The sequence below is a fragment of the Pseudoalteromonas sp. CO348 genome, assembly GCF_004208845.1.
GTDB lineage: Bacteria > Pseudomonadota > Gammaproteobacteria > Enterobacterales > Alteromonadaceae > Pseudoalteromonas > Pseudoalteromonas maricaloris.
On the sequence record NZ_SGPI01000011.1, the window covers coordinates 101,908 to 121,211 of the forward strand.

Annotated in this window: 18 protein-coding genes; 7 read left to right on the top strand and 11 right to left on the bottom strand. The window is 44.2% G+C overall.

The genetic code is table 11. The features are described 5' to 3' along the window. The first annotated feature begins 19 nt into the window (after positions 1 to 19). The 5 genes from EXT48_RS04115 to map all read left to right on the top strand — a co-directional run bounded on the left by EXT48_RS04115 (position 20) and on the right by map (position 4,534). On the top strand, positions 20 to 508 hold the full coding sequence (locus EXT48_RS04115; RefSeq protein WP_130163661.1) for a hypothetical protein: 489 nt from the start codon (positions 20 to 22) through the stop codon (positions 506 to 508). Further along, positions 505 to 879 carry a rhodanese-like domain-containing protein gene (locus EXT48_RS04120; protein WP_130163662.1) on the top strand — a complete coding sequence of 125 codons (375 nt, stop codon included), beginning with the start codon at positions 505 to 507 and terminating at the stop codon, positions 877 to 879. Before EXT48_RS04115 ends, EXT48_RS04120 begins: the two co-directional genes overlap by 4 nt. A 197-nt stretch (positions 880 to 1,076) precedes the next feature. Continuing rightward, positions 1,077 to 3,368: a TonB-dependent siderophore receptor gene (locus EXT48_RS04125; protein WP_130163663.1), complete on the top strand. Its 2,292-nt coding sequence runs from the start codon at positions 1,077 to 1,079 to the stop codon at positions 3,366 to 3,368. Positions 3,369 to 3,561: 193 nt separating this feature from the next. Beyond that, positions 3,562 to 3,762, top strand: coding sequence for a ParD-like family protein (locus EXT48_RS04130; protein ID WP_010606564.1), 201 nt, complete (start codon positions 3,562 to 3,564; stop codon positions 3,760 to 3,762). 1 nt (position 3,763) lies between these two features. Next, positions 3,764 to 4,534, top strand: a complete 771-nt coding sequence (map, locus tag EXT48_RS04135) for a type I methionyl aminopeptidase (protein ID WP_130163664.1) — start codon at positions 3,764 to 3,766, stop codon at positions 4,532 to 4,534. 12 nt (positions 4,535 to 4,546) lie between these two features. Here the strand turns inward: map and EXT48_RS04140 are convergent, their stop codons facing one another. After that, positions 4,547 to 5,350: a methyltransferase domain-containing protein gene (locus tag EXT48_RS04140; protein WP_130163665.1), complete on the bottom strand. Its 804-nt coding sequence runs from the start codon at positions 5,348 to 5,350 to the stop codon at positions 4,547 to 4,549. Positions 5,351 to 5,371: 21 nt separating this feature from the next. After that, entirely contained in the window at positions 5,372 to 6,127 is a 756-nt protein-coding gene (locus EXT48_RS04145) for a Nif3-like dinuclear metal center hexameric protein (protein WP_010375821.1), read from the bottom strand. Between the two features lie 191 nt (positions 6,128 to 6,318). Here EXT48_RS04145 and EXT48_RS04150 point away from each other — a divergent pair, with 191 nt between their 5' ends. After that, the gene (locus tag EXT48_RS04150; RefSeq protein WP_130163666.1) at positions 6,319 to 8,352 is read left to right on the top strand and encodes a tetratricopeptide repeat protein; all 2,034 of its coding nucleotides are present in this window, start codon (positions 6,319 to 6,321) and stop codon (positions 8,350 to 8,352) included. A gap of 86 nt (positions 8,353 to 8,438) precedes the next feature. On the opposite strand, the gene EXT48_RS04155 is transcribed toward EXT48_RS04150, so the two are convergent. Further along, positions 8,439 to 9,512 carry an efflux RND transporter periplasmic adaptor subunit gene (locus EXT48_RS04155; RefSeq protein WP_130163667.1) on the bottom strand — a complete coding sequence of 358 codons (1,074 nt, stop codon included), beginning with the start codon at positions 9,510 to 9,512 and terminating at the stop codon, positions 8,439 to 8,441. Positions 9,513 to 9,526: 14 nt separating this feature from the next. Next, on the bottom strand, positions 9,527 to 12,637 hold the full coding sequence (locus tag EXT48_RS04160; protein WP_130163668.1) for an efflux RND transporter permease subunit: 3,111 nt from the start codon (positions 12,635 to 12,637) through the stop codon (positions 9,527 to 9,529). A 285-nt stretch (positions 12,638 to 12,922) separates the two neighbouring features. Between EXT48_RS04160 and EXT48_RS04165 the strand changes: the two genes are divergently transcribed. After that, complete coding sequence (locus tag EXT48_RS04165; RefSeq protein WP_130163669.1) at positions 12,923 to 13,387, top strand: hypothetical protein; 465 nt, start codon at positions 12,923 to 12,925, stop codon at positions 13,385 to 13,387. A 63-nt stretch (positions 13,388 to 13,450) separates the two neighbouring features. On the opposite strand, the gene EXT48_RS04170 is transcribed toward EXT48_RS04165, so the two are convergent. The 7 genes from EXT48_RS04170 to dinG form a co-directional block, all read right to left on the bottom strand. Next, on the bottom strand, positions 13,451 to 14,245 hold the full coding sequence (locus EXT48_RS04170; protein ID WP_045989194.1) for an NPP1 family protein: 795 nt from the start codon (positions 14,243 to 14,245) through the stop codon (positions 13,451 to 13,453). A gap of 100 nt (positions 14,246 to 14,345) precedes the next feature. Next, positions 14,346 to 14,507: a DUF2496 domain-containing protein gene (locus EXT48_RS04175; protein ID WP_010375809.1), complete on the bottom strand. Its 162-nt coding sequence runs from the start codon at positions 14,505 to 14,507 to the stop codon at positions 14,346 to 14,348. After that, on the bottom strand, positions 14,504 to 14,776 hold the full coding sequence (locus EXT48_RS04180) for a late competence development ComFB family protein (RefSeq protein ID WP_039496836.1): 273 nt from the start codon (positions 14,774 to 14,776) through the stop codon (positions 14,504 to 14,506). Before EXT48_RS04180 ends, EXT48_RS04175 begins: the two co-directional genes overlap by 4 nt. A 27-nt stretch (positions 14,777 to 14,803) precedes the next feature. Further along, entirely contained in the window at positions 14,804 to 15,709 is a 906-nt protein-coding gene (locus tag EXT48_RS04185) for a histone deacetylase (protein ID WP_130163670.1), read from the bottom strand. Further along, positions 15,709 to 16,308, bottom strand: coding sequence for a primosomal replication protein (locus EXT48_RS04190; RefSeq protein WP_039496840.1), 600 nt, complete (start codon positions 16,306 to 16,308; stop codon positions 15,709 to 15,711). The genes EXT48_RS04185 and EXT48_RS04190 overlap by 1 nt, the downstream gene beginning before the upstream one ends. Then, complete coding sequence (locus EXT48_RS04195; RefSeq protein WP_010606576.1) at positions 16,305 to 17,084, bottom strand: TSUP family transporter; 780 nt, start codon at positions 17,082 to 17,084, stop codon at positions 16,305 to 16,307. The genes EXT48_RS04190 and EXT48_RS04195 overlap by 4 nt, the downstream gene beginning before the upstream one ends. 2 nt (positions 17,085 to 17,086) lie before the next feature. Continuing rightward, positions 17,087 to 19,156, bottom strand: a complete 2,070-nt coding sequence (dinG, locus tag EXT48_RS04200) for an ATP-dependent DNA helicase DinG (protein ID WP_099029414.1) — start codon at positions 19,154 to 19,156, stop codon at positions 17,087 to 17,089. Between the last annotated feature and the right edge of the window lie 148 nt (positions 19,157 to 19,304).

A 19,304-nucleotide genomic window follows, 5' to 3' on the forward strand; every position in this document is an offset into this window, starting at 1 on the left:
GGTATAAGGAGTCAGCGAAATGAAGGTATGGTTGGTTATTAGTATTTTGTTTTTTAGCTGTAATAGCTTAGCTAAATGTGAAGAACAAGGATTTAGACAGTTTGATTTTTGGCTTGGAGATTGGTCGGTAACGAGCGTAGGAGGCTTTGAGTCTGGACGTAATCGCATTACCCGTGAGTATGATGGTTGTGTCATTAAAGAAAGTTATACCACTGAACTTGGGTATCGTGGTGAGAGTATAAATATTTATGATGCATCCACTCATCGTTGGCATCAAACTTGGGTGGATAATAGCGGGCTGTTGTTACGGTTGGATGGTGAGTTTCATGAAGGGAAAATGGTATTACAAGGGGATAGGAAAAATGCAGCAGGTATTAAGGTGACGGATAAGATAACATGGACTGCGAATCCCGATGGTACGGTACGTCAAGTTTGGCAGAGTAAGCAAGGGGTCGATAAGTGGCAAATAGTATTTGATGGATTATACAAAAAGGAGACTGAAAAATGAGAAAACTGATTATTAGCTTTATGTGGTTTGTTAGCAGTATTTGCTACGCACAGTCGGAAACGATCACACAACAAGCGCTGATGGTAAATCAGATGTCTGCAGATGCTTACACTATAGTGGACGTACGAAGCCCTGAAGAGTTTGCCGCAGGACATATCAAAGGGGCAATAAACATTCCCTTTAACGAGATTGAGACGCATCAGGAAGAACTGACTAAATTGACTGATATACCACTTGTTGTGTACTGCCGCTCAGGGCGTAGGGCAGGCATATTTATTGAGGCACTGGCGCCAAAAGGCTACACCTTAAAACACCTAGAAGGTGATATGAATAAGTGGCTGGCGGAGTCTTTACCTGTGGTGAAGAGGTAGGTGCTCCCTACTTTTTGAGTAAATAGTAGAGGGTAAAAACAAAAGGTAAACGGCAAAGCTCAATAGGGTTTGGTCGCTGGTACGTTTGAATAGCACTTAAAATAACTTCATATAACTAAAAAAGGGACTTGAAAGAAAAGTTAATATAAATGATAATCACTATCGTTTTCAAAATGAAGTTAATTTAGGGAAAAACGATGCGCTCTTCATCTCCACGTACACTAAACCATTCTTTAAAACTCTCTCTTTGCGCCACTTTTGTGCTGCTCTCACTACACGGCAATGCACATGCCGCTGAAGTTGCTGATGATACGCTAGTTGCTGATGATACGCTAGCTGCTGATGCTGTGGGTGATGGCAGGGCTCAAGAACTAGAGCATATTTATGTGACTGGTACGAGTGTAAAAAATTACACCGAGTCTTCGAACAAAGCAGCATTAAAAATGATTTTATCACAACGTGAAACGCCTCAAGCGGTGACCGTTATCACTAATCAAATGATGCAAGATTGGCAAACGGTTAACATTGATGAGATCTTGGAACATGCAACGGGCTTTTATGCAAAGCGGGAAGCCAGTCTTGATAGGACACGTTTTTCTGTACGTGGCGGTGATGTCAATTTAATCCAAATAGACGGCGTGCAACAGTTTCCAGGTGGCCGAAGACCAAATGTAAACGGGGATGCGGTTGCTTATGAGCGCGTTGAGATTGTACGTGGTGCAAATGGTTTATTAACTGGCGTTGGTGACCCAACCGCCACCGTAAACTTAGTAAGAAAACGTGCAACAAGCGATGAATTTAAGGGCAGTGTGGCGGTTTCGGCCGGTAGTTGGGATAATTACCGCGCAGAGGTGGATGTGGCGAGCGGGTTAAACCAAGAAGGCAGTATTCGCGGCCGCTTTGTTGCTGCACATTATGAAAGAGATTCTTATATTGAGCGTTATAGCCAAGAGAAGACGTCCATATATTCTACTATTGAGGCAGATCTGACCGACTACACCTTATTACGACTCGGTGTGGAATATGCTGATACTGCTTCAAAAGGGGCGATAAATAGCCACTCTCAACCATACTTTTACGCTGATGGGAGTCGCTATCAGGGACGCCGTGGTGACACCGGGATGACGGCAAAATGGAGTAGCTGGCCAATTGAAGAATACACCTATTTTGTTGGGCTTGATCACGCGTTTGAAAACGATTGGCAACTTCATGCCATCGCGACTTACAATACCATTGAGATGCAAGGTGGGCAGCTGTTTTTCGTCTATCCTGATGGGCCTATCAACCCAGATGGTAGCAGCGATAATGGATTCGGTTACAGTGCTGTAATAAGTAGCTCTGAAGATGAACAAAAGACAATAGACTTGTCACTCCAAGGCCCAGTAGAGCTATTTGGTCGTACGCACGATGTTATTTTCAGCTACAACCAATTCAAGCGAGAGCGTACGTCATTTGGTAATGAAGCAGACCAAACCACGATTTCATTAGAAGGATTAAATTTTCACGATTGGACTGGTGACGTGCCGCGCTATCCGTTTAAAGATTTAGGCCGTGATAGTTTGACGGTAACAGACTCGAATGGTGGATTTGTAGCCGTGCGTGTTAACCCGCATGATGATGTTAAACTTATTGTTGGCGCTAGGATCACCAATTGGGAGTACGATATTGACCTATATGATCCTAACAACGGTAAGTTTCTTCGTAACCGCTATCATGAAAAGGTGGATACAGAAATTACGCCTTATGCCGGAATCGTGGTTGATATCAATGAACAATATAGTGTTTACGCAAGCTACACAGAAGCATTTCAGCCGCAAGCCTATTTTGATATCAATGATAAAATGCTCGACCCAAGCACAGGCGAAAGCTATGAGCTAGGGGTAAAAGGTGAGTTACTTGATGACACCTTGAACTTTACGGCAGCGGTGTATCGCAATGTTGAAAATGGACTTGCGATTGCCGATCCAAACTATCCAGACAGCTATCTAACTCCGCAGGGCAATAGGCCATATATTCAGCGCGGTGAAGGCGATACGACAGAAGGCTTTGAAGTTGAATTCACGGGCTCTATCAATGAGCAGTGGAATATCAGCTTAGGGCTGTCAAAACACAAAACTGAATCAAAAGATGGCAAAGAGCTGTTAACGGATCAGCCCAAAGAGCTGATCAATCTGTATACCACCTATGACTTTAGCGCGTTTGTTGACGGCTTTACTGCGGGGCTTGGAATTAATTGGCAAGGTAGCTTTTATGCAATACCACAAAGGCCATTGCCGGGCGGCGGTAGCGAGGCGTATAAGATCACACAATCTTCCGGTGCGTTACTTAATTTAATGGCAAGATATGAAGTGAGTGAACAACTTAGTGTATCGCTTAACTTCAACAATCTACTGGATGAAAGTTACTACAACAGTATTTCATCTTGGGACGGCTACGTAATGCACGGCGAACCGTTCAATTGGCAATTAGGGATGCGCTATAGCTTTTAGTGAGTCAACCTAAGCTTGGGTGACGTAAGCTTAAAATACGGAGTGCACCGCCGAGGCGGTGCATTTTTTTGCCTTAAATTCTTTGCTTCAAATCTTTTGCCTCAAAATAATAAGCAAATTGGCATTAGATTTTGCATTGTTCCGCAACTTCGTTATTATATGAATCATAATGATATGTATATGGTTTATATAAATGGGTATCGTAAAAATTTCAGATGAACTACACGATGAGATCCGTGAAGCGAGCACTGTGATGTCGCGCTCAATCAATTCACAGGCTGAGTTCTGGATTAAAATTGGGCGACTTGCCGAGCGCAATCCAACGCTTACGTTTACAGAGATCATTACGGCAGAAATGACGCGAGTGAAGTCACAACAGCCAAAAGGAAATTGAGATGCAAGAGGTTACCTTCAAAACCGCTGATGAGATCCAATTGATGCGCGAAAGTGGGCGATTGCTTACGCAGGTGTTTGACTACATTGATAGTTGGATTGAACCCGGAATTTCTACGCTAGAGATTAATGATAAAGTGCACAACTTTATTGTTGATGAGCTTAAAGCGCGTCCTGCCAGCCTTGGTCAATATGGTTATCAGTTCGTCCTCAATAGCTCTGTAAACGAGGTTGTGTGCCATGGTGTGCCGAGTAAATCACAAATCTTAAAGTCTTCAGATATTGTAAACATCGATATTACGCTTGAGAAAAATGGCTTTATCAGCGACTCCAGCAAAATGTACGTGATGCCTGACGCATTACTCCCAGCCAAAAAGTTAGTGGCAACGACTTATCAAGCGATGTGGGCTGGAATAAAAATAGTTAAACCTGGAGCAAAGCTTGGGGATATCGGTGCGGCTGTACAGCAAGTGGCTGAAAAAGCCGGTTACAGTGTGGTACGTGAGTATTGTGGTCATGGGATAGGTAGAGAAATGCATGAAGCGCCAAATGTATTGCACTATGGCAAAGCAAATACCGGGATGACGTTAAAGCCTGGGATGACCTTTACCATTGAGCCGATGATCAATCAGGGAAGCGCAAAAATTAAAACCAAAAAAGATGGCTGGACTGTAGTAACCCGAGATAAAAAGCTATCGGCGCAGTGGGAGCATACGGTGCTGGTAACAGATGACGGTGTTGAGGTGTTAACCCTAAGAGCGGAAGAAGCGTAAGCAGTGCTGTACTTACGCTTTTTTTAACATCAAGTGGGTATAACGACCTAGAGACGCATAGGGCTCTTGGCGATTGTATTTAAGCTCCAAGGCGAGCAAAGCATCAAAACCTTCATCCGCCTTACTCAACTCCCTTAAGTAGTCATGAAAACAGCGAACACCGGTTTTTTGCATAACGCTGAGCTGTGCCTCATCCAGCCAAGTTGCCATATCAGTTTGGCTAATTGGTTTATTGGGACTGAGACCTACTTTTTGCTTTACCTTAAGGCCTTTTTGCACATAGTCGAAGTTACCGTACACCATATTGGCCATCAGATGCGCCTCATGGTTGAAATACATTAGCGAAAGCAAGCCAGTTTCGCTTAGCTGCGACTTTAGCAGCATAAGCGCACTTTGTTGCTCAACCAGCCATTCAAGCACCGCATGGCACAATACTAAGTCGAATTGTCCTAAGTTCAGCGTATCGAGCGCTTGCAGGGGCGCGTGGATAAAATGAAGGTGGTCATTTAGTCCAGCTTCATGCGCGCGCGTTTTGGCAAGTTCAAGCATCTCTTCTGAAATATCAATCACAGTGACATGGTGGCCAAGCGAAGCTAAATAGAGCGCCAATTGCCCTTGTCCGCCGCCAACATCTAATATGCGTTTGCCACTTGATTGCGTTAGCCAGTCAACTTGTGCGCTTAAGTCACGCTTGAGCACCGCTTCTCTGATTTTACCTTTATTGGTGCCATAGATATTGTTTTTAAACTTGTGCGTTAGTTCAGCAAAGTTTCTATCTGTCGGTGCCGGTTTTTGCTGCTGCTTTTTTCTAGCCATATGCGAGATCACACCAAACGGTTAAACCGGGTTGTCGATATCAATAAATTCAACATCCAAACCATATTGCGCTGCCAAATATTCACCAAGTGCCTTCGCGCCGTAACGCTCTGTGGCATGATGTCCCGCCGCGATAAAGTGGATCTGTTGTTCGTTTGATGAATGAATGGTTTGCTCTGATGCTTCACCCGTTAAGTAGGCATCAATGCCTTGGCTTGCTGCGAGATCGATAAAGCTTTGTCCACCACCTGTACACCAAGCTATGGTGCTGATTGGATGATCGCCTGCAACATTTAAGAGCGGCTTTCTACCGAGTTTCTCTTCAACTAAAGCGGCAAAATCAACAGCAGTCATTGGCGTCGTTAACTTGCCTTTTACCGCTACGCTATTTTTATTCCAAGGTTCAAGTGGTCTTTCATATTCAAGCCCAAGTAACTTACCGAGCTGTGCGTTATTTCCGAGTTCAGGATGAACATCCAGTGGAAGGTGGTATGCGATTAAGTTGATGTCATTGGCAAGCAGGGCTTGTAGTCGGCGCTTTTTCATGCCAGTGACACATTGATCTTCCCCTTTCCAAAAATAGCCGTGGTGAACCAAAATGGCATCTGCACCGCGTTCAATAGCGGCATCAATTAAAGCTTGGCTGGCGGTAACACCTGTGACGATTTTTTGGATTTCGTCTGTCCCTTCTACTTGCAGACCATTTGGACAGTAATCGTTAATTTGAAATGGCTTCAGTAATTCCGTTAATTGATTCACTAATTTGGTTCGTTTCATAACACCCCCTAACTCTCAGATAGCGCTAGTTTAACTGGTTTTACGATAGATCAAAAAGGGAGATTACACCGATAGATGCGTGCAATATGAAGGAATAAAGGCAAACAGCTCGGATCTGATTGTTCTTTTATTCGAAATAAAAATAAATTACTGTATATCTTTAGTTCTTTATTATTAGTAAAGGTAAATATATGTTTAAGTTTGCAGTGTTTCTGCTGCTTTTGTGTCCGTTTTACGTTCAAGCAGAACTGAATGAAGAGGATTTTGAGTCTCTTCGGCTGCAAATTAGAGAACAATATACCGTTGACCCTAAAATTGCGCTTCAACTCACTGAACAAGCCTTAAATACTAGTCGTTTGAGCGCAGATCAAAAAATCAAAATCCTGAATTACAAAGCTTGGTTTCAAATGGAGCTGAATCAATTTTCGGCTGCTATGCGTACGACAAATGAAATCAAACAGCTGATAAGTGACGCTCAAGATAAATCGCTGATTTATGCATACTATAATTTGTCGGGGGGAGTTTATTCTAAACTAGGATTGTATGAGCTTGCTTTAGTGCAGTACAAAGATGCATTGATTGTTGCGGAGCAACGAGGCGAGGACATGGTATACCAAACAAAAAATAATATTGCTGACGTTTATTTTTTGCTCGGCCAATATGATGTTGCGTTAGATTACTATAACGAGTACCTGCACTTTCTGAATTCAAATAAAGATGAGCTGTCATTATCATTACTTTACAACAACATTGCTAAAGTCTACATAGCTAAAAGTGAATACGATAACGCTACAAAGTTTATTGATAAAGCACAGCAAATTCAAAAGAATAGCAAGTCAGACTACCATCTAGCGTATTCGTCACAGTTTAGAGGAAAAGTCGCGCTTGCTAGAGGTCAACTGGGTGCTGCATCGGCCTATTTCAGGAAAGCCATCGTGACTTTTCAACGGCTTGGTAATGTTCGCGAAGTCAATGACGTTAAGCTCGATTTAATTACCTTGGATATCAAACAAGGAGATATCACGGAAGCTAAAAAGCTGGCTGAAGAAGTCTTGGGATCTGCGAAGCAAACAAGTACTAAAAGTAAGCAGGTAAGCGCTTTGTCTGTGTTGGCGAAAATAGCCGAGCTTCAGGGGGACAGCAAACACGCACTGGCTTTAACACAGGAGTTAAGCCAAGTGGAGCGAGAGATTTATGCTCAGCAGCGCAATATTACCTTATCTCGTGCTTCTTACGAACTTGAAATGGTTGAAAAAGAGCTAGAAATAGAGTCGCTTAAACGAGTGCAGGCGGTTCAAGCTGCAGAGGCAAGCGCACAACAAAAGTGGCTATTGAGTATTATCATATTTATGTTGATTTATGCCGTATCAACTATTTTAGTGATCCAAATAATTCGACGTCGAAATGGCAAGCTACGGGCCACATTAAAAGAGTTAACCAATACGCAAGAAATGCTCGTTGAAGCGGAGAAAATGTCGTCACTAGCTGGATTGGTTTCGGGGATGGCGCATCATCTCAATACACCAATAGGTTTAGTGATCACCGCAAACTCATCCCTTAATGGCTCGCTACGCGACGTTCAAGATAAATTTGAACAAAAAACCCTGTCGCCTAGTCAACTTAATCACTTTATAGGGGATGCTTTAGTGGCATCAGATATTGTTGACCGTAGTGCCAATCGCCTCAATGCCACAGTCGAGCGATTTAAAGCAATTAATACCTCAATTGGTAGTGCAGAACTTAAAACGATAGAATTATCAGACTTTTTAAATTTACACATTCGTGAAATGCTGATCCGCACAGCGCCAACTGCTAAGTTAATGTTGGATAACGATAGCCTTGAGGTACAAACCTATCCCAATATCTTGCTTGAGGTATTGAAGGAGTTTATGCACAACTCAGTGCAACACGGATTTATCGACAATCATGTAGAAGACCAACCTCTTATTACCATCCGTGTGAATGAATACGATGATGCATGGCAGCTAAGCTATAAAGATAATGGCCGAGGCCTGCCTGATCATAATACAGAGCAAGTGTTTAATCCCTTTTTTAGTACAAATCTAGCGGCACAATTAGGACTTGGCTTAACCATTGTATTTAACAGCGTGAGCCATGTGCTTCAGGGCAGTATTAAGGCATATTCAGATGATAAAGGAGTGGAGTTTTTGTTGACCTTACCCAAGCAGCTAAAAAATGGTAGGCGTAAAGCTGTGAATAATTAATTCAACTGCATACGGAAGCTGTGATGCTTTTAAAAATGAGCCGCTCGTCCATGAGTGAGCTCATTGGGCTAGTAACTGGTTTGTTATTAAGGGTTTGTCACCTCGACGTCTTGTCCTGTTTGCAGGCGCTCTGCGCCGCGAATGGCGACTCTATCACCGGCATGTAAGATATCGCTGGTGCGAGGAGTAATTTCCACCCATTGGCCTTTGCCATTGCCGACGGTGACAGGAATTTGTTCGGCTTTATTTTGCTCGTCTATCTTAACGATATGGGTGCCTTGCTTGCGTAATATCAAGGCGTCCCGGTCAACTAGCAATACGGCTTGTTTGCTGGTGAGCGGCACTGCCACATCAACTAATTGACCAATTGCCCACGTATGGGTTTGATCTGCTGCAAGTGTTGCACGCACTTCAACGGTTTGTGAGCGCGGATCGGTTGAGGGGATCACAGCTGTGACTTTTGCTGACGTATTATCTGGCTGCGATAAGTCACCAGAACGGATTGGCAGCGCTATGCCTTTTTGCAAAAACTTTAAGTATTTAACGGGCACATATAAGCGAACCTCAAGATGATGGATATCTAATATGGTGAGCAGTTCATCGGCGCGGTTTATTTCTCGACCCGCGCGCTTAAAACGTTCACTGATAACGCCATCAAATGGTGCACGGACCGTTGCGCGAGACAACTTATCGTCAATAACCCTAAGTTCGACTTCCGCTAAGGCGATATCCGACAGCGCTAGGTCATGTTTATTTTGCATTTCATCGACTTGACTCTCTGCCGCACTACTGGTTTTTGCGAGCTTCTTTAATCGCGTCAATTCTTGCAGATATAAGCGTAAGTTGATCTTGGCTCGATTTAATAATTCGGCTTGGCGGGCCTTATCGAGTTCCAGCGGAAGTGTGTCCATACGTACTAAGATTTCGTCTTTTGCGACACTGGTACCGGGTTCTGCTACGTACAACAAACGGCCACTAACTCCAGCGGTCAGCGTCACGTCGTCTTTCCCATACAGTGTGCCACTAACTTCAATTTCGCTCGTGAGAGGGGCTTTTGTCACTTCTGCGACGGTGACTGGCACCACGGCGATGGCTTGTGGCGCAACGATCCCAGCACATAGTGCTAGGGCCTGAAGTGTCTGTTTTATCGGGTTTTTCATTCTGTTCTCACTACTTACTGATTGGCAACTAGGCTGAGCGGGGCTTTGGCCGTTGATTTGTTTGTTTCGGATGGCGGAGTTTGCCGCCCAAGTTGCAATAAACTCGGCATCAACACTAAGGTAAATAGTGCACTGATAGCCATGCCACCGACGATGACGGTCGCAAGGCCGCGGTAGATTTCTGAGCCTACGCCTGGCATGAGCATGAGTGGCAGCATGCCAAACAGACTGGTTAAGGTGCTCAAGTAAACGGGCCTTGCTCTTAGTAACACCGCTTGTCTGACCGATTCTTCACGGCTCATGCCTGATGCCATCGCAACGCGAGTCTGATCCACCAGCAAAATGGCGTTATTTACGACCAGCCCAAGCAAGATGATAAAGCCTATCATGGTCAGTAAATCCAAGGACTGGAAGGTAAAGAGGTTTAAAATATACAGAGCCAGCACGCCACCTGCGATAGCCAGTGGCATCACTAACAATACCAAGGCGCTGTCTTTGGCAGACTTAAATAGCGCGGTCATCAACAAAAACAAAATGAACAACGCAAGGACAAAATTCAGTGCCATTTCTTCCATTGCGGAATTCATCTTTTGCGCATTCCCCGCCAAAATAGCACCAGCACTGGCCGGCAGGCTTGCGCGCACTTTTGGCATTACCTGTTCACTCAAGATGGTTTGCACTTGCTGCAGGCTCATATCAGCCGGAGGTGTGACAACTATGCTGACCGTGCGACGGCCGTTGACACGTCGCAGCTGCGTCGGGCCAACTGTACGTTCTATATTCGCCAACTCGCCGAGAGTTTGAATTCCTGACTGAGGTGTTACGATGGGCAAGGCTTTTAGTTCCTCAGGGCTTTGCCAAGGGATACCACGAAGGATAACGTTCATACGCTCGTTACCATCAAAATACTCATTGACGAATAATCCACCGGTATAGGCTTGTACCGCTTGAGATACATCTCGACGGGTTAATCCCGCTTGGGTGATCCTGCGATCGTTAGGCGTTAATCTAAGTTCTGGCTCTGCCATATCCAATCGCGGCTGAGGTCTGGCAGTTGCCTCTGGTAGCGCGGTTTGTACTGCCTGCAAAGCCACCTGAGCAGCTGAGATTAAGTCGTCCATATTGGGACCTGTGAGGTCAATATTAATATCGCGACCATCGCCGCCATTGGCGACTTGGATCATGGAACCGCGAAAGAAAAACACTTGAGTATCGGGAAGGTCGACGAAGATTTCTTCTCTGGCCACTTTCATCAGTTCTTCAACACGTTGAGGGTCGGCTGAATAGATAAAGCCGCCAGCATTAGAACCAAACGCATAGAAATTAAAGTCTTTAATACCTGGTTCTTTTTCGCCTTGGTAATAGGGCATTAAGCGTTTTTTCACGCGCAGCAGCAACTCTTCTTCCATAAACTGTACGTTGCCGCCAGGTGGTGTCACTAGGTTAAAGAAAAAGCCGTCGGTAGGAGCTCTTGGCATAAAGTCAGTTTTTGGCAGCATGGTCATGGTTGCAACCACAGAGCCACCCAGTAATACGCCAATCCAAGTAAGTTGCTTTACTCTGTTATTGGTCAACTTCATGATGAAATTTGTGAGTTTTTGCCAGTATTGATGATAAGGATCTGGCTTTAGTTCAGAGTCTGGCCACAAATGGTTTGCCAGTGGAATAAGGGTAATAGCACACAACATTGACGCAATAACGGCAATCGAGAGTGTCAGTGCTAAATCGGAGAATAGCTGTCCCTCAATACCCGCCATAAAGAGAATAGGTAAAAAGATGGCGACGCTGGTGGTTGTCGAAGCAAATAATGCTCCGGTCACTTGGGCCGCTCCTTTTAAGGCGGCTTTTTTGTTATCGAGTCCTTCTGCTCTTAAGCGTGAGATATTCTCCTGAACTATGATAGCGGCGTCTAGTACAAGGCCTACTGCAAACGCTAACCCTGCCAACGAGATCACATTCAGACTGCGGTCAAAGATATTGAGTGCGAGAAAGGCGACCATCAATGAAATGGGGATTGTAGCTGCAATCACCAAAGTTGCTTTTAAGCCTCTAAAAAATAGCCACAGAATTAAACAAGATAAGAGTACCCCAAGGCCTAAATTACTTTTTACTAAAGAAAGTGCATTACGAATGTGGACGGAGGCATCAAAGCTGAGCTCAATCGACAAGCCATTCTCAGCCAGCGGCCCTTGGTTTAATTCATCAATTGCAAGGTTGATTTCATCAAGTAAGGCAACGGTGTTTGCCTCGTTGGCCCGTGAGATCCGAATATAGTAGGCTGGTTTACCATTGCGGCCACTCATGCCTAAACGGTCTGAGAAGGTGCGTTCCACACTCGCGATATCACCTAAGTAGATTGGCCTGTCTCCTGAATAGCCGACACGCATTTGGGCCATACTGGAAAGGTCGTATTGGCCGGTGAATCGCACGGTATATTGACGACGTCCAACGTTGGCAAGACCTCCAGAGGTATCGCGAGAGCTCGCAAGTACATTACTGATTTGATCTAAACTAATACCAAGCGCTGCGGCTTTGTGCGGATCGAAAGTAATACGCAGCTCTTTTGGCCGCTCACTTGCAAGATCAACGCGTGCCACACCGGGAATACGTGCAAGTCTTGGTTCAATAAACTCGTCGATTTGCTTTTGAAACTGCGCCATATCAAAGTCGAGACTATTTGATTGATAGTCTTTGGGCGTGACCAACAAAGTGGCTGCTGCTTCACCGTTATTACCGCCGGCGAATACGACTGGGTCTAGCGCATCAAGTGGCAACGGCGGAGCCTGATTTAAGCTTGTTAGCACATCAAGCATCGCTTGTTGCATATTCGCACCCACCGCAAATGTTAGCGTAATAGAGCCGTTACCACGATTGATGTTGGTATTAACTTCAAGTGCGCCGGGTGTGTTTTTTACCGCATTTTCTAGCGGTTCGATGATCACTGATTCTATTTCTTCTGGAGCGGCTTGGCGCCATCCCGAGAAAATCGTGATCTGTGGTTGCTCAATATCTGGCGTCAACTGAATGGGCAGTTTAAATATACTTAACAGCCCAAATAAAACAATCAACACCAAGATGACAATTACACTCGCTGGATTTTTTAGCGAACCGCGTGTCACGTTCATTTGACATATTCCAATCTTGCTTTTTCTGCATTGTAGTGGGATGTAAAAAAAGTGCCAGTAAGGTGAAATTCACGTTTGCTAAAGTTAGCGCTAAATCGGCGAAAATAAGCGATAAAGCGCATTTCTGTAATACCTTGTAACGCTTTTTTATAGTTTGAAAAACTTTTTGATCTGAATTAAGGGCAACTGAACTTGTACTAGTAAGATCAATAAAAGTGGCTAAACTTAGCCGAGCATGATCAGTTCTTTGCAATAATTGATAAATGATGTTCATAAGGAGGTTATATGTACGTTGCGTTAAAATGGGACCACGTTATCGGAGCACATTTTGTTCAGTGGATCGTCGTAAAATGCAGTGGCGTAACGGATAAATTTGGATTACCGCAAGCCTTACCCCCTCGGCGTGATATTGCCTATTTCACCGATCCCCAATCTGCAGAGCAAGATGCTAAACAATTTGCAGATTACAAAAATACTGGGCAAATGGCGCATATTGAAAAAAAATACTCACCCAACTTGGGGGAGCACCATGGCTTTTGTCACTATGCGTGGGATCACACCTATCTGAGTGAATTAGTAAAACACGCTGTGCTTTATTGGGAAGATGGCAAACACTTCTCACCCGAACCATATAGAAGCGATATTGCCTATTTTATCGATCCGCAAACAAGTGAAATGGATAGTATTTTCTTTGCACAATATAAATTAGAGCGAGCAAGGCTGCTGAAGCAAAAGCAAGACGCAGGTTAATATCTATTGGCATAAGCATATCGACTCACCTCACCGACGGGGGAGGTGAGTTAGTTATAGCAATTACTGAGCGTTATCTACATCACTTTGTGAGTACACTGGGTAGTCACTGGGTTTAAAGCGATTAAGGTTATTGAGGAAGCGACTGTCTTTAACGGGCAAGGTGGCAGAGCCATAATCATATTGATTGAGCTTTTCTCGTAACTCCGTGTTCGAAATTCCATCTCCAGCCATTTTGTACCAACTGATGATAGCGGGTGTGACAAAGCGGTAATAGTGGTTTTCAGCGATTTCGTTTGATTTGGCGAAGCGCAGTGCATGGGTCAAAATGCCGTCTTTATGATAGACAATTTTTAAGTGGCCATTCTCGAATGGTAGCTCATTAGCAGGTTTAGTGAATAAGTCGCCATGTGCGCTATAACTACCGTGTGTAACTATCCCATCTCGAGTCCATACCGCTGCATACTCCCAATCATGGCGGTGACCACCACCAAAGTAATCAAACACTTGATCCTTTTTGAAGTAAAGTGCATAGAAGTGTCCACAATACTCGCCGCTAGTCGTTGTTTTACAAGCGTAGCGATGCACAGTATTAGAAGTATTTAAAAATTGATTATCTCGGCAATCACCTGTGATGCGCCCCGATGTTTTTAGCCCTGAATTTTGCACGCCAGTTCTACTGATCCCTGCGCTAGGCAGGCAACCATCACCGTCAAAATCGAACACAGGTTCAGTACCATTGATAATGTAGGGGGCTGGTAGGGCTTCGTCTAATGCCGCAAAGTCATTGGCGTAAGCGTATTGTGTACACGCTGCAACAATTGCGAGGGACAATAAAGGGAGTTGTGTTGTTGTCATACTGCTTTCCTTAATAAATGCAGTTGTGCCGTTTTGCACAACCGCTATCGATTAGAATCTAAGATTAAAAAAGAAGTATGACTTAAATGTATATTTAATGTTAAGTTTTTTGTTGGTTGTTTAGCTTTTTTTGAAAGTCAGATCTGACAATTTCAAGTGCAGCCATGACTTCTTCTGCAGGAAGATCATGCTCTTCTAACAACATAATAAGGTCGACGGCAAGTTTTACATGAGTTGGCGCTTGTTCTAGAGGGGTACTCATACTTGAAATTGTTCCTTTTTAGCGATTTGTGCAATGGCAAAGTCAATCGCACTTTCTACCGCTTGTTCCATTTTTACACGCTCGGGCTGAGGCAGGTAAAACTCCATGTCGACATCGTAGCGAATATAACGCGATGGAAGTTGGTTCAATACAGTACAACAAAAGTCGGCCATTACGTCTTCATCATAGATTTTATCTAACTTACGACGGACGATATGTTCGACTACCAGCTTTTCATAATAATTATGAATATCATCATGTAACTTCATACAGCCTCCTGCACATTCCTTTTAAGTTTATATCATAATAGCGGGGTTATCGAACAAAGCCAAAAAGGTTTGTTGATGTATATCTACAAGACGATCAACGTCGCGCTGATAGCCCCCACCAAGAGCAAAAGCTAACGGAATATTGAGGTGATGAGCATACTCAAAAACAATCGAATCCCGAGCCCTAACACCTTGCTTTGAAACACTAAAGTGTCCTAGTTCATCGCCTTGATACACATCTGCACCGGCGTTATAGAGGATGATGTCTGGCTGGTATAATCGAACCGCCAATTGTAAGGCTTCGCGGACGGTTGCCACATATTGCGCGTCCTGTGTATTCACAGGCAAGGCAAAGTCCAAATCGGATTGCGGTTTAACACGAGGAAAGTTACTTTCACAGTGGATGGAGCAGGTAATGATATCGTCTCTACCTGCAACGATCGTTGCAGTGCCATCGCCTTGATGCACGTCACAATCAAAGATAAGCGCTCGCTCCACCCGTTGATGTGCAATGAGCGTTGCTGCGATTACCGCCCAATCATTAAATATGCAAAAGCCACTACCAAAATCGCGATGTGCGTGATGATAGCCGCCGCTTAAGTTTGCTCCAAATCCATATTCGAGCGCATACTTTGCTGCCGCTAAACCGCCACCTAGAGAAATCAAAGTGCGTTCAACTAGTTGTTCACTCCAAGGGAAGCCTATTTTCTTAATGGCTTTTTCGCTCAACGTGCCGTTTAGAAAGGCATCAACGTAATTACTGTCGTGGCAAAGTTGCAGTGCATCAGCTGTGATTTTTTGCTCGGGCTCTTTGATAAATTGAGCAAATTTACTGGCGTTTATTCGTTGGTATAATTTTTTATACTTGCTGATAGGGAAGCGGTGCTTTTCAGGTAGATTTAGCTCGCTATAAATAGGGTGGTAGTAAAGCATTAACGGCTCTGACTTTTCTCAACTTCTTGAATTTTTTGCTCGGTGGCGGAAATGGCCTTTCTGCAGCGGCCAAGGCGGGCATGAAGGGCTAATATTTCGGCATTGAGTTTGGCAGCCTGAGTGGGATCTGCTTTGTCCATCTGTAGTCTTCTGAGATCAATCATTTCTTGCAATCGACGCTCAAATTCATGATTTTGCGACAGTTCCTGATATAACTCATGGGACGATTGCATAATCTTCTGCACAGCCTTCTTATACACTTTGGCTTTTTTTGGTGTATTTAGTTTGTTTTCTTTCGCCCAGACCGGGGTTGATTTTAACACCTTCAACACGGCTTCCATTTGTGAACCTATCCGCTCGATGGCAAATGTAAAGGCGTGGCGCTGTTCACTTGGCGGCAGGTGGGACATTGCTTCAGCTATTTCTTCAACATAGTCGCTGAGCTTTAAGCTTTTAGTTCGAAATACACGGGCATCAAATAAGCTGGGCTGTGCCTGCATATAACGATTCTTATCAAACCATTTCGCGGAGTCAAATTGTGCTGCTTGTTGCTTTAAGCGGCTGACTTGTTGCTCAAGCTTGATAAGTCCTGTACTCACGAGAAATAAGCCTCAAAAATGAGCTTGCCCGCAAGTACAATGACCACAGTGTTAAAGAGTGGTTTGATCAGTTTGTTGCCAAACTTAATTGCAGAATGCGCACCAAGCCAAGCACCAAACATTAAAAAGGCGCCCATGGTGATACCCAGCATAAAGTTAACATGGCCCAAGGCTACAAAGGTGATAAGCGAAATAAAGTTGGAAACAAAGTTCATTGAACGAGCAAGACCACAGTTTAAAAGTAAGCTCATTTTATAGAGCATACTGTTAGACGCAGTCCAAAACGTGCCAGTACCAGGTCCTGCCATACCATCAAAAAATCCCAATGATAAACCTTGCGCCCATTGCTTGATTTTGAGTGCTCGATTCGCTTCTGGCAAAGTATGGGAATCTGTTGGGCTTAGTCTACCGACCAAGCTATAAATTGCGACAGCGATGATAATAACGGGGATAAGTTTATTTAAAAACTCGATACTTAAAAAGTCGACAAGTAATGTGCCCAATACGGCACCTATCGCAGTGGCAATAATAGAGCCAATCCAAAAGCTAGGTTTGAATAACTGCTTTTTGTAGTAAGTAAAGCTCGCGGTTAAGGAGCCAAAACTCGCGGCAAGCTTATTGGTACCTAAGGTTAAATGCGGAGGAAGGCCAGCAGTAAGCAAGGCAGGTACGGTTAGCAGCCCACCACCACCTGCAATTGCATCAATAAATCCAGCAGCCAGTGCGACTAAGCAAAGTAACCCCCAAGTAGTGGGATCTAAAGCGAGTTCAAACATTATTAATCAATTTGCCTTTTGTATGGTGGCAGAGTATCAAGCATGGCTTTGCCATAACGTTTTGTAACTAAACGTCTATCTAAGATGGTGATACGGCCGGAGTCTGATTCTTTACGCAGCAGTCTACCACAGCTTTGTACTAATTTCTTTGCAGCATCGGGTACAGTGATAGATAAAAATGGATTCCCCCCTTTACTTTGCACAAATTCCGCTTGAGCCTCTTCAATAGGAGAGGTTGGCACGGCGAAAGGGATCTTAGTCACCACTAGGTTCTCTAGGTATTTTCCGGGTAAATCTAGCCCCTCGGATAAGCTTTGTGTACCAAATAAGATACTGCCGCGACCTAAGTCGATATTTGCTTTGTGACGAGTGAGTAAGGCATCACGGGAAAGCTCACCCTGCACCAAAATATTGAGATTTTTACCTCTTAATTTTTCTACTACATGGTTCATTTGCCAATAAGAAGCAAACAGTACAAGGTTAGCCTTACTGGTGTCTAAGTAGGTTGGCAGGGCATCCGCTAAATAATCGCTAAAGGCTTTGTCCGTTGGATCTGTTTGGGTTTTTGGCAAATGCAATGTTGCTTGATTGGGATAATCAAACGGAGAATCAGCCTTGATATATTTAACACCAGGCTCTTTTGCCAACCCACTTTCGTGGGCGAAATGATCGAATGTGCCCAAAGCACTGAGGGTTGCGGAGCAGAGCACCGCGCCTGCACACTCTCGCCAGAGGTTATCCTTCAAATAATAGCCGACTTCAATCGGACAATCGCAAAGTAAATGGTCGTGATGGTGTTTGTATTCTAAGCGCTTTATCCACCTTGCATGTGGCACGCTGTCGCCTTTTCGAGCATAGCTAAACCAGAGTTTGTTGAGTTGTTCAAGTCGGTTGATATATTGACCGCTTTCAACCAATAACGGGTCGGCTAAAAATGCTTGCACATCGCCGTCTGAAACATCGCCCGACAGAGCATCATGCATCTTGGTAAGACAACGCAATGCATCTTGCGTGGCATCTGCGATGTCTTTTGCTTTTACGGTGAGCGCTTCAGGTACTTCGCCATGACTAAAGCGGTAGGTATCGTCATCGTTATAGGTAAAGTCGCTCTGATCGAGTATATCTCTTACCGCTCTGAGATATTTCGCCGCGTCATTGGCTGCATCGTTCAGTTTGAAATTCTGCCCAATGGCTTTTTGCGAAACCACGGTGTTTGCCATCTTTCCGCTAAACTTAAGTAGCTTTTCAAGCCACTCGATAGTGCCTTTAATCGTTGCCGCTGCAGAAGAAAAATCTCTTGTAATATGAGGCAGGTGGTGCGCTTCATCAATTACGTAAAATGTTTCTTCTGGTTCCGGTAATATCGTCCCGCCACCTAGTTCTAAGTCGGCCAGTAACAAAGCGTGATTAATCACTAACACATCCATTTGTGCAATCTTTTGTCGAGCTAAATGAAAAGGGCATAAGTGATGAGATTTTAATTGCCGTTGGCAGGCGTGTTTATCACAAGCGATAACATTCCAAACTTTATCTGGAATTGTGTCTTCCCAGCTATCCCTGTCACCTTGCCAGCGCTTTTCTTGGTAAGCAAGTGCTAACTCTCTCAAGCACTTTTGCTCCATTTGAGAAAGCGGGCTGCTGGTTGTCGGCATCATCGACATTTGCATCTCATCATCACTGACAGCAGCCATCAGTTTTTGTACACAGATGTAGCGTTGACGGCCTTTTACGAGGTCAAATTTAAAGTCTATGCCTGAATGTTCTTTTAAAAATGGCAACTCTTTGTTGATCAGTTGTTCTTGTAAGGCGACGGTTGCAGTTGAAATGACGAGTTTCTTTTTACTTGAGAGTGCAACAGGAAGCGCGCCGAGTAGATAGGCTAAAGATTTTCCGGTACCTGTTCCTGCTTCAATCACGCAAATTCGTTGAGTGCGGTGATAATCACCTGAAAGTGTTTTTGCGATTTCGGCGACCAGATAATTTTGACTCGGACGAGGACGAAAGCCATCTAAAGCGGAGGCGACATTTTGATGTGCTTGGCGGATGGTTTTTTTTAGTTTGTCTGAGAGCATAATCTATTTAGCCTAGAGTTCTGATATGAAGCAAGCCTACCACTTGAGTCTCGATTTTTAGTTAATCACTGCGTTAACGGATAGGTTTTATTCTGTTTGTGACTTTATGTTCAATAAACAGGTGGATATAATTACAGTGATTCGTCTA

Coding starts and splice junctions, on each gene's coding strand:
- EXT48_RS04115 (WP_130163661.1), top strand. CDS start 20: ATGAAGGTATGGTTGGTTATTAGTATTTTGTTTTTTAGCTGTAATAGC.
- EXT48_RS04120 (WP_130163662.1), top strand. CDS start 505: ATGAGAAAACTGATTATTAGCTTTATGTGGTTTGTTAGCAGTATTTGC.
- EXT48_RS04125 (WP_130163663.1), top strand. CDS start 1,077: ATGCGCTCTTCATCTCCACGTACACTAAACCATTCTTTAAAACTCTCT.
- EXT48_RS04130 (WP_010606564.1), top strand. CDS start 3,562: ATGGGTATCGTAAAAATTTCAGATGAACTACACGATGAGATCCGTGAA.
- map (WP_130163664.1), top strand. CDS start 3,764: ATGCAAGAGGTTACCTTCAAAACCGCTGATGAGATCCAATTGATGCGC.
- EXT48_RS04140 (WP_130163665.1), bottom strand. CDS start 5,350: ATGGCTAGAAAAAAGCAGCAGCAAAAACCGGCACCGACAGATAGAAAC.
- EXT48_RS04145 (WP_010375821.1), bottom strand. CDS start 6,127: ATGAAACGAACCAAATTAGTGAATCAATTAACGGAATTACTGAAGCCA.
- EXT48_RS04150 (WP_130163666.1), top strand. CDS start 6,319: ATGTTTAAGTTTGCAGTGTTTCTGCTGCTTTTGTGTCCGTTTTACGTT.
- EXT48_RS04155 (WP_130163667.1), bottom strand. CDS start 9,512: ATGAAAAACCCGATAAAACAGACACTTCAGGCCCTAGCACTATGTGCT.
- EXT48_RS04160 (WP_130163668.1), bottom strand. CDS start 12,637: ATGAACGTGACACGCGGTTCGCTAAAAAATCCAGCGAGTGTAATTGTC.
- EXT48_RS04165 (WP_130163669.1), top strand. CDS start 12,923: ATGTACGTTGCGTTAAAATGGGACCACGTTATCGGAGCACATTTTGTT.
- EXT48_RS04170 (WP_045989194.1), bottom strand. CDS start 14,245: ATGACAACAACACAACTCCCTTTATTGTCCCTCGCAATTGTTGCAGCG.
- EXT48_RS04175 (WP_010375809.1), bottom strand. CDS start 14,507: ATGAGTACCCCTCTAGAACAAGCGCCAACTCATGTAAAACTTGCCGTC.
- EXT48_RS04180 (WP_039496836.1), bottom strand. CDS start 14,776: ATGAAGTTACATGATGATATTCATAATTATTATGAAAAGCTGGTAGTC.
- EXT48_RS04185 (WP_130163670.1), bottom strand. CDS start 15,709: ATGCTTTACTACCACCCTATTTATAGCGAGCTAAATCTACCTGAAAAG.
- EXT48_RS04195 (WP_010606576.1), bottom strand. CDS start 17,084: ATGTTTGAACTCGCTTTAGATCCCACTACTTGGGGGTTACTTTGCTTA.
- dinG (WP_099029414.1), bottom strand. CDS start 19,156: ATGCTCTCAGACAAACTAAAAAAAACCATCCGCCAAGCACATCAAAAT.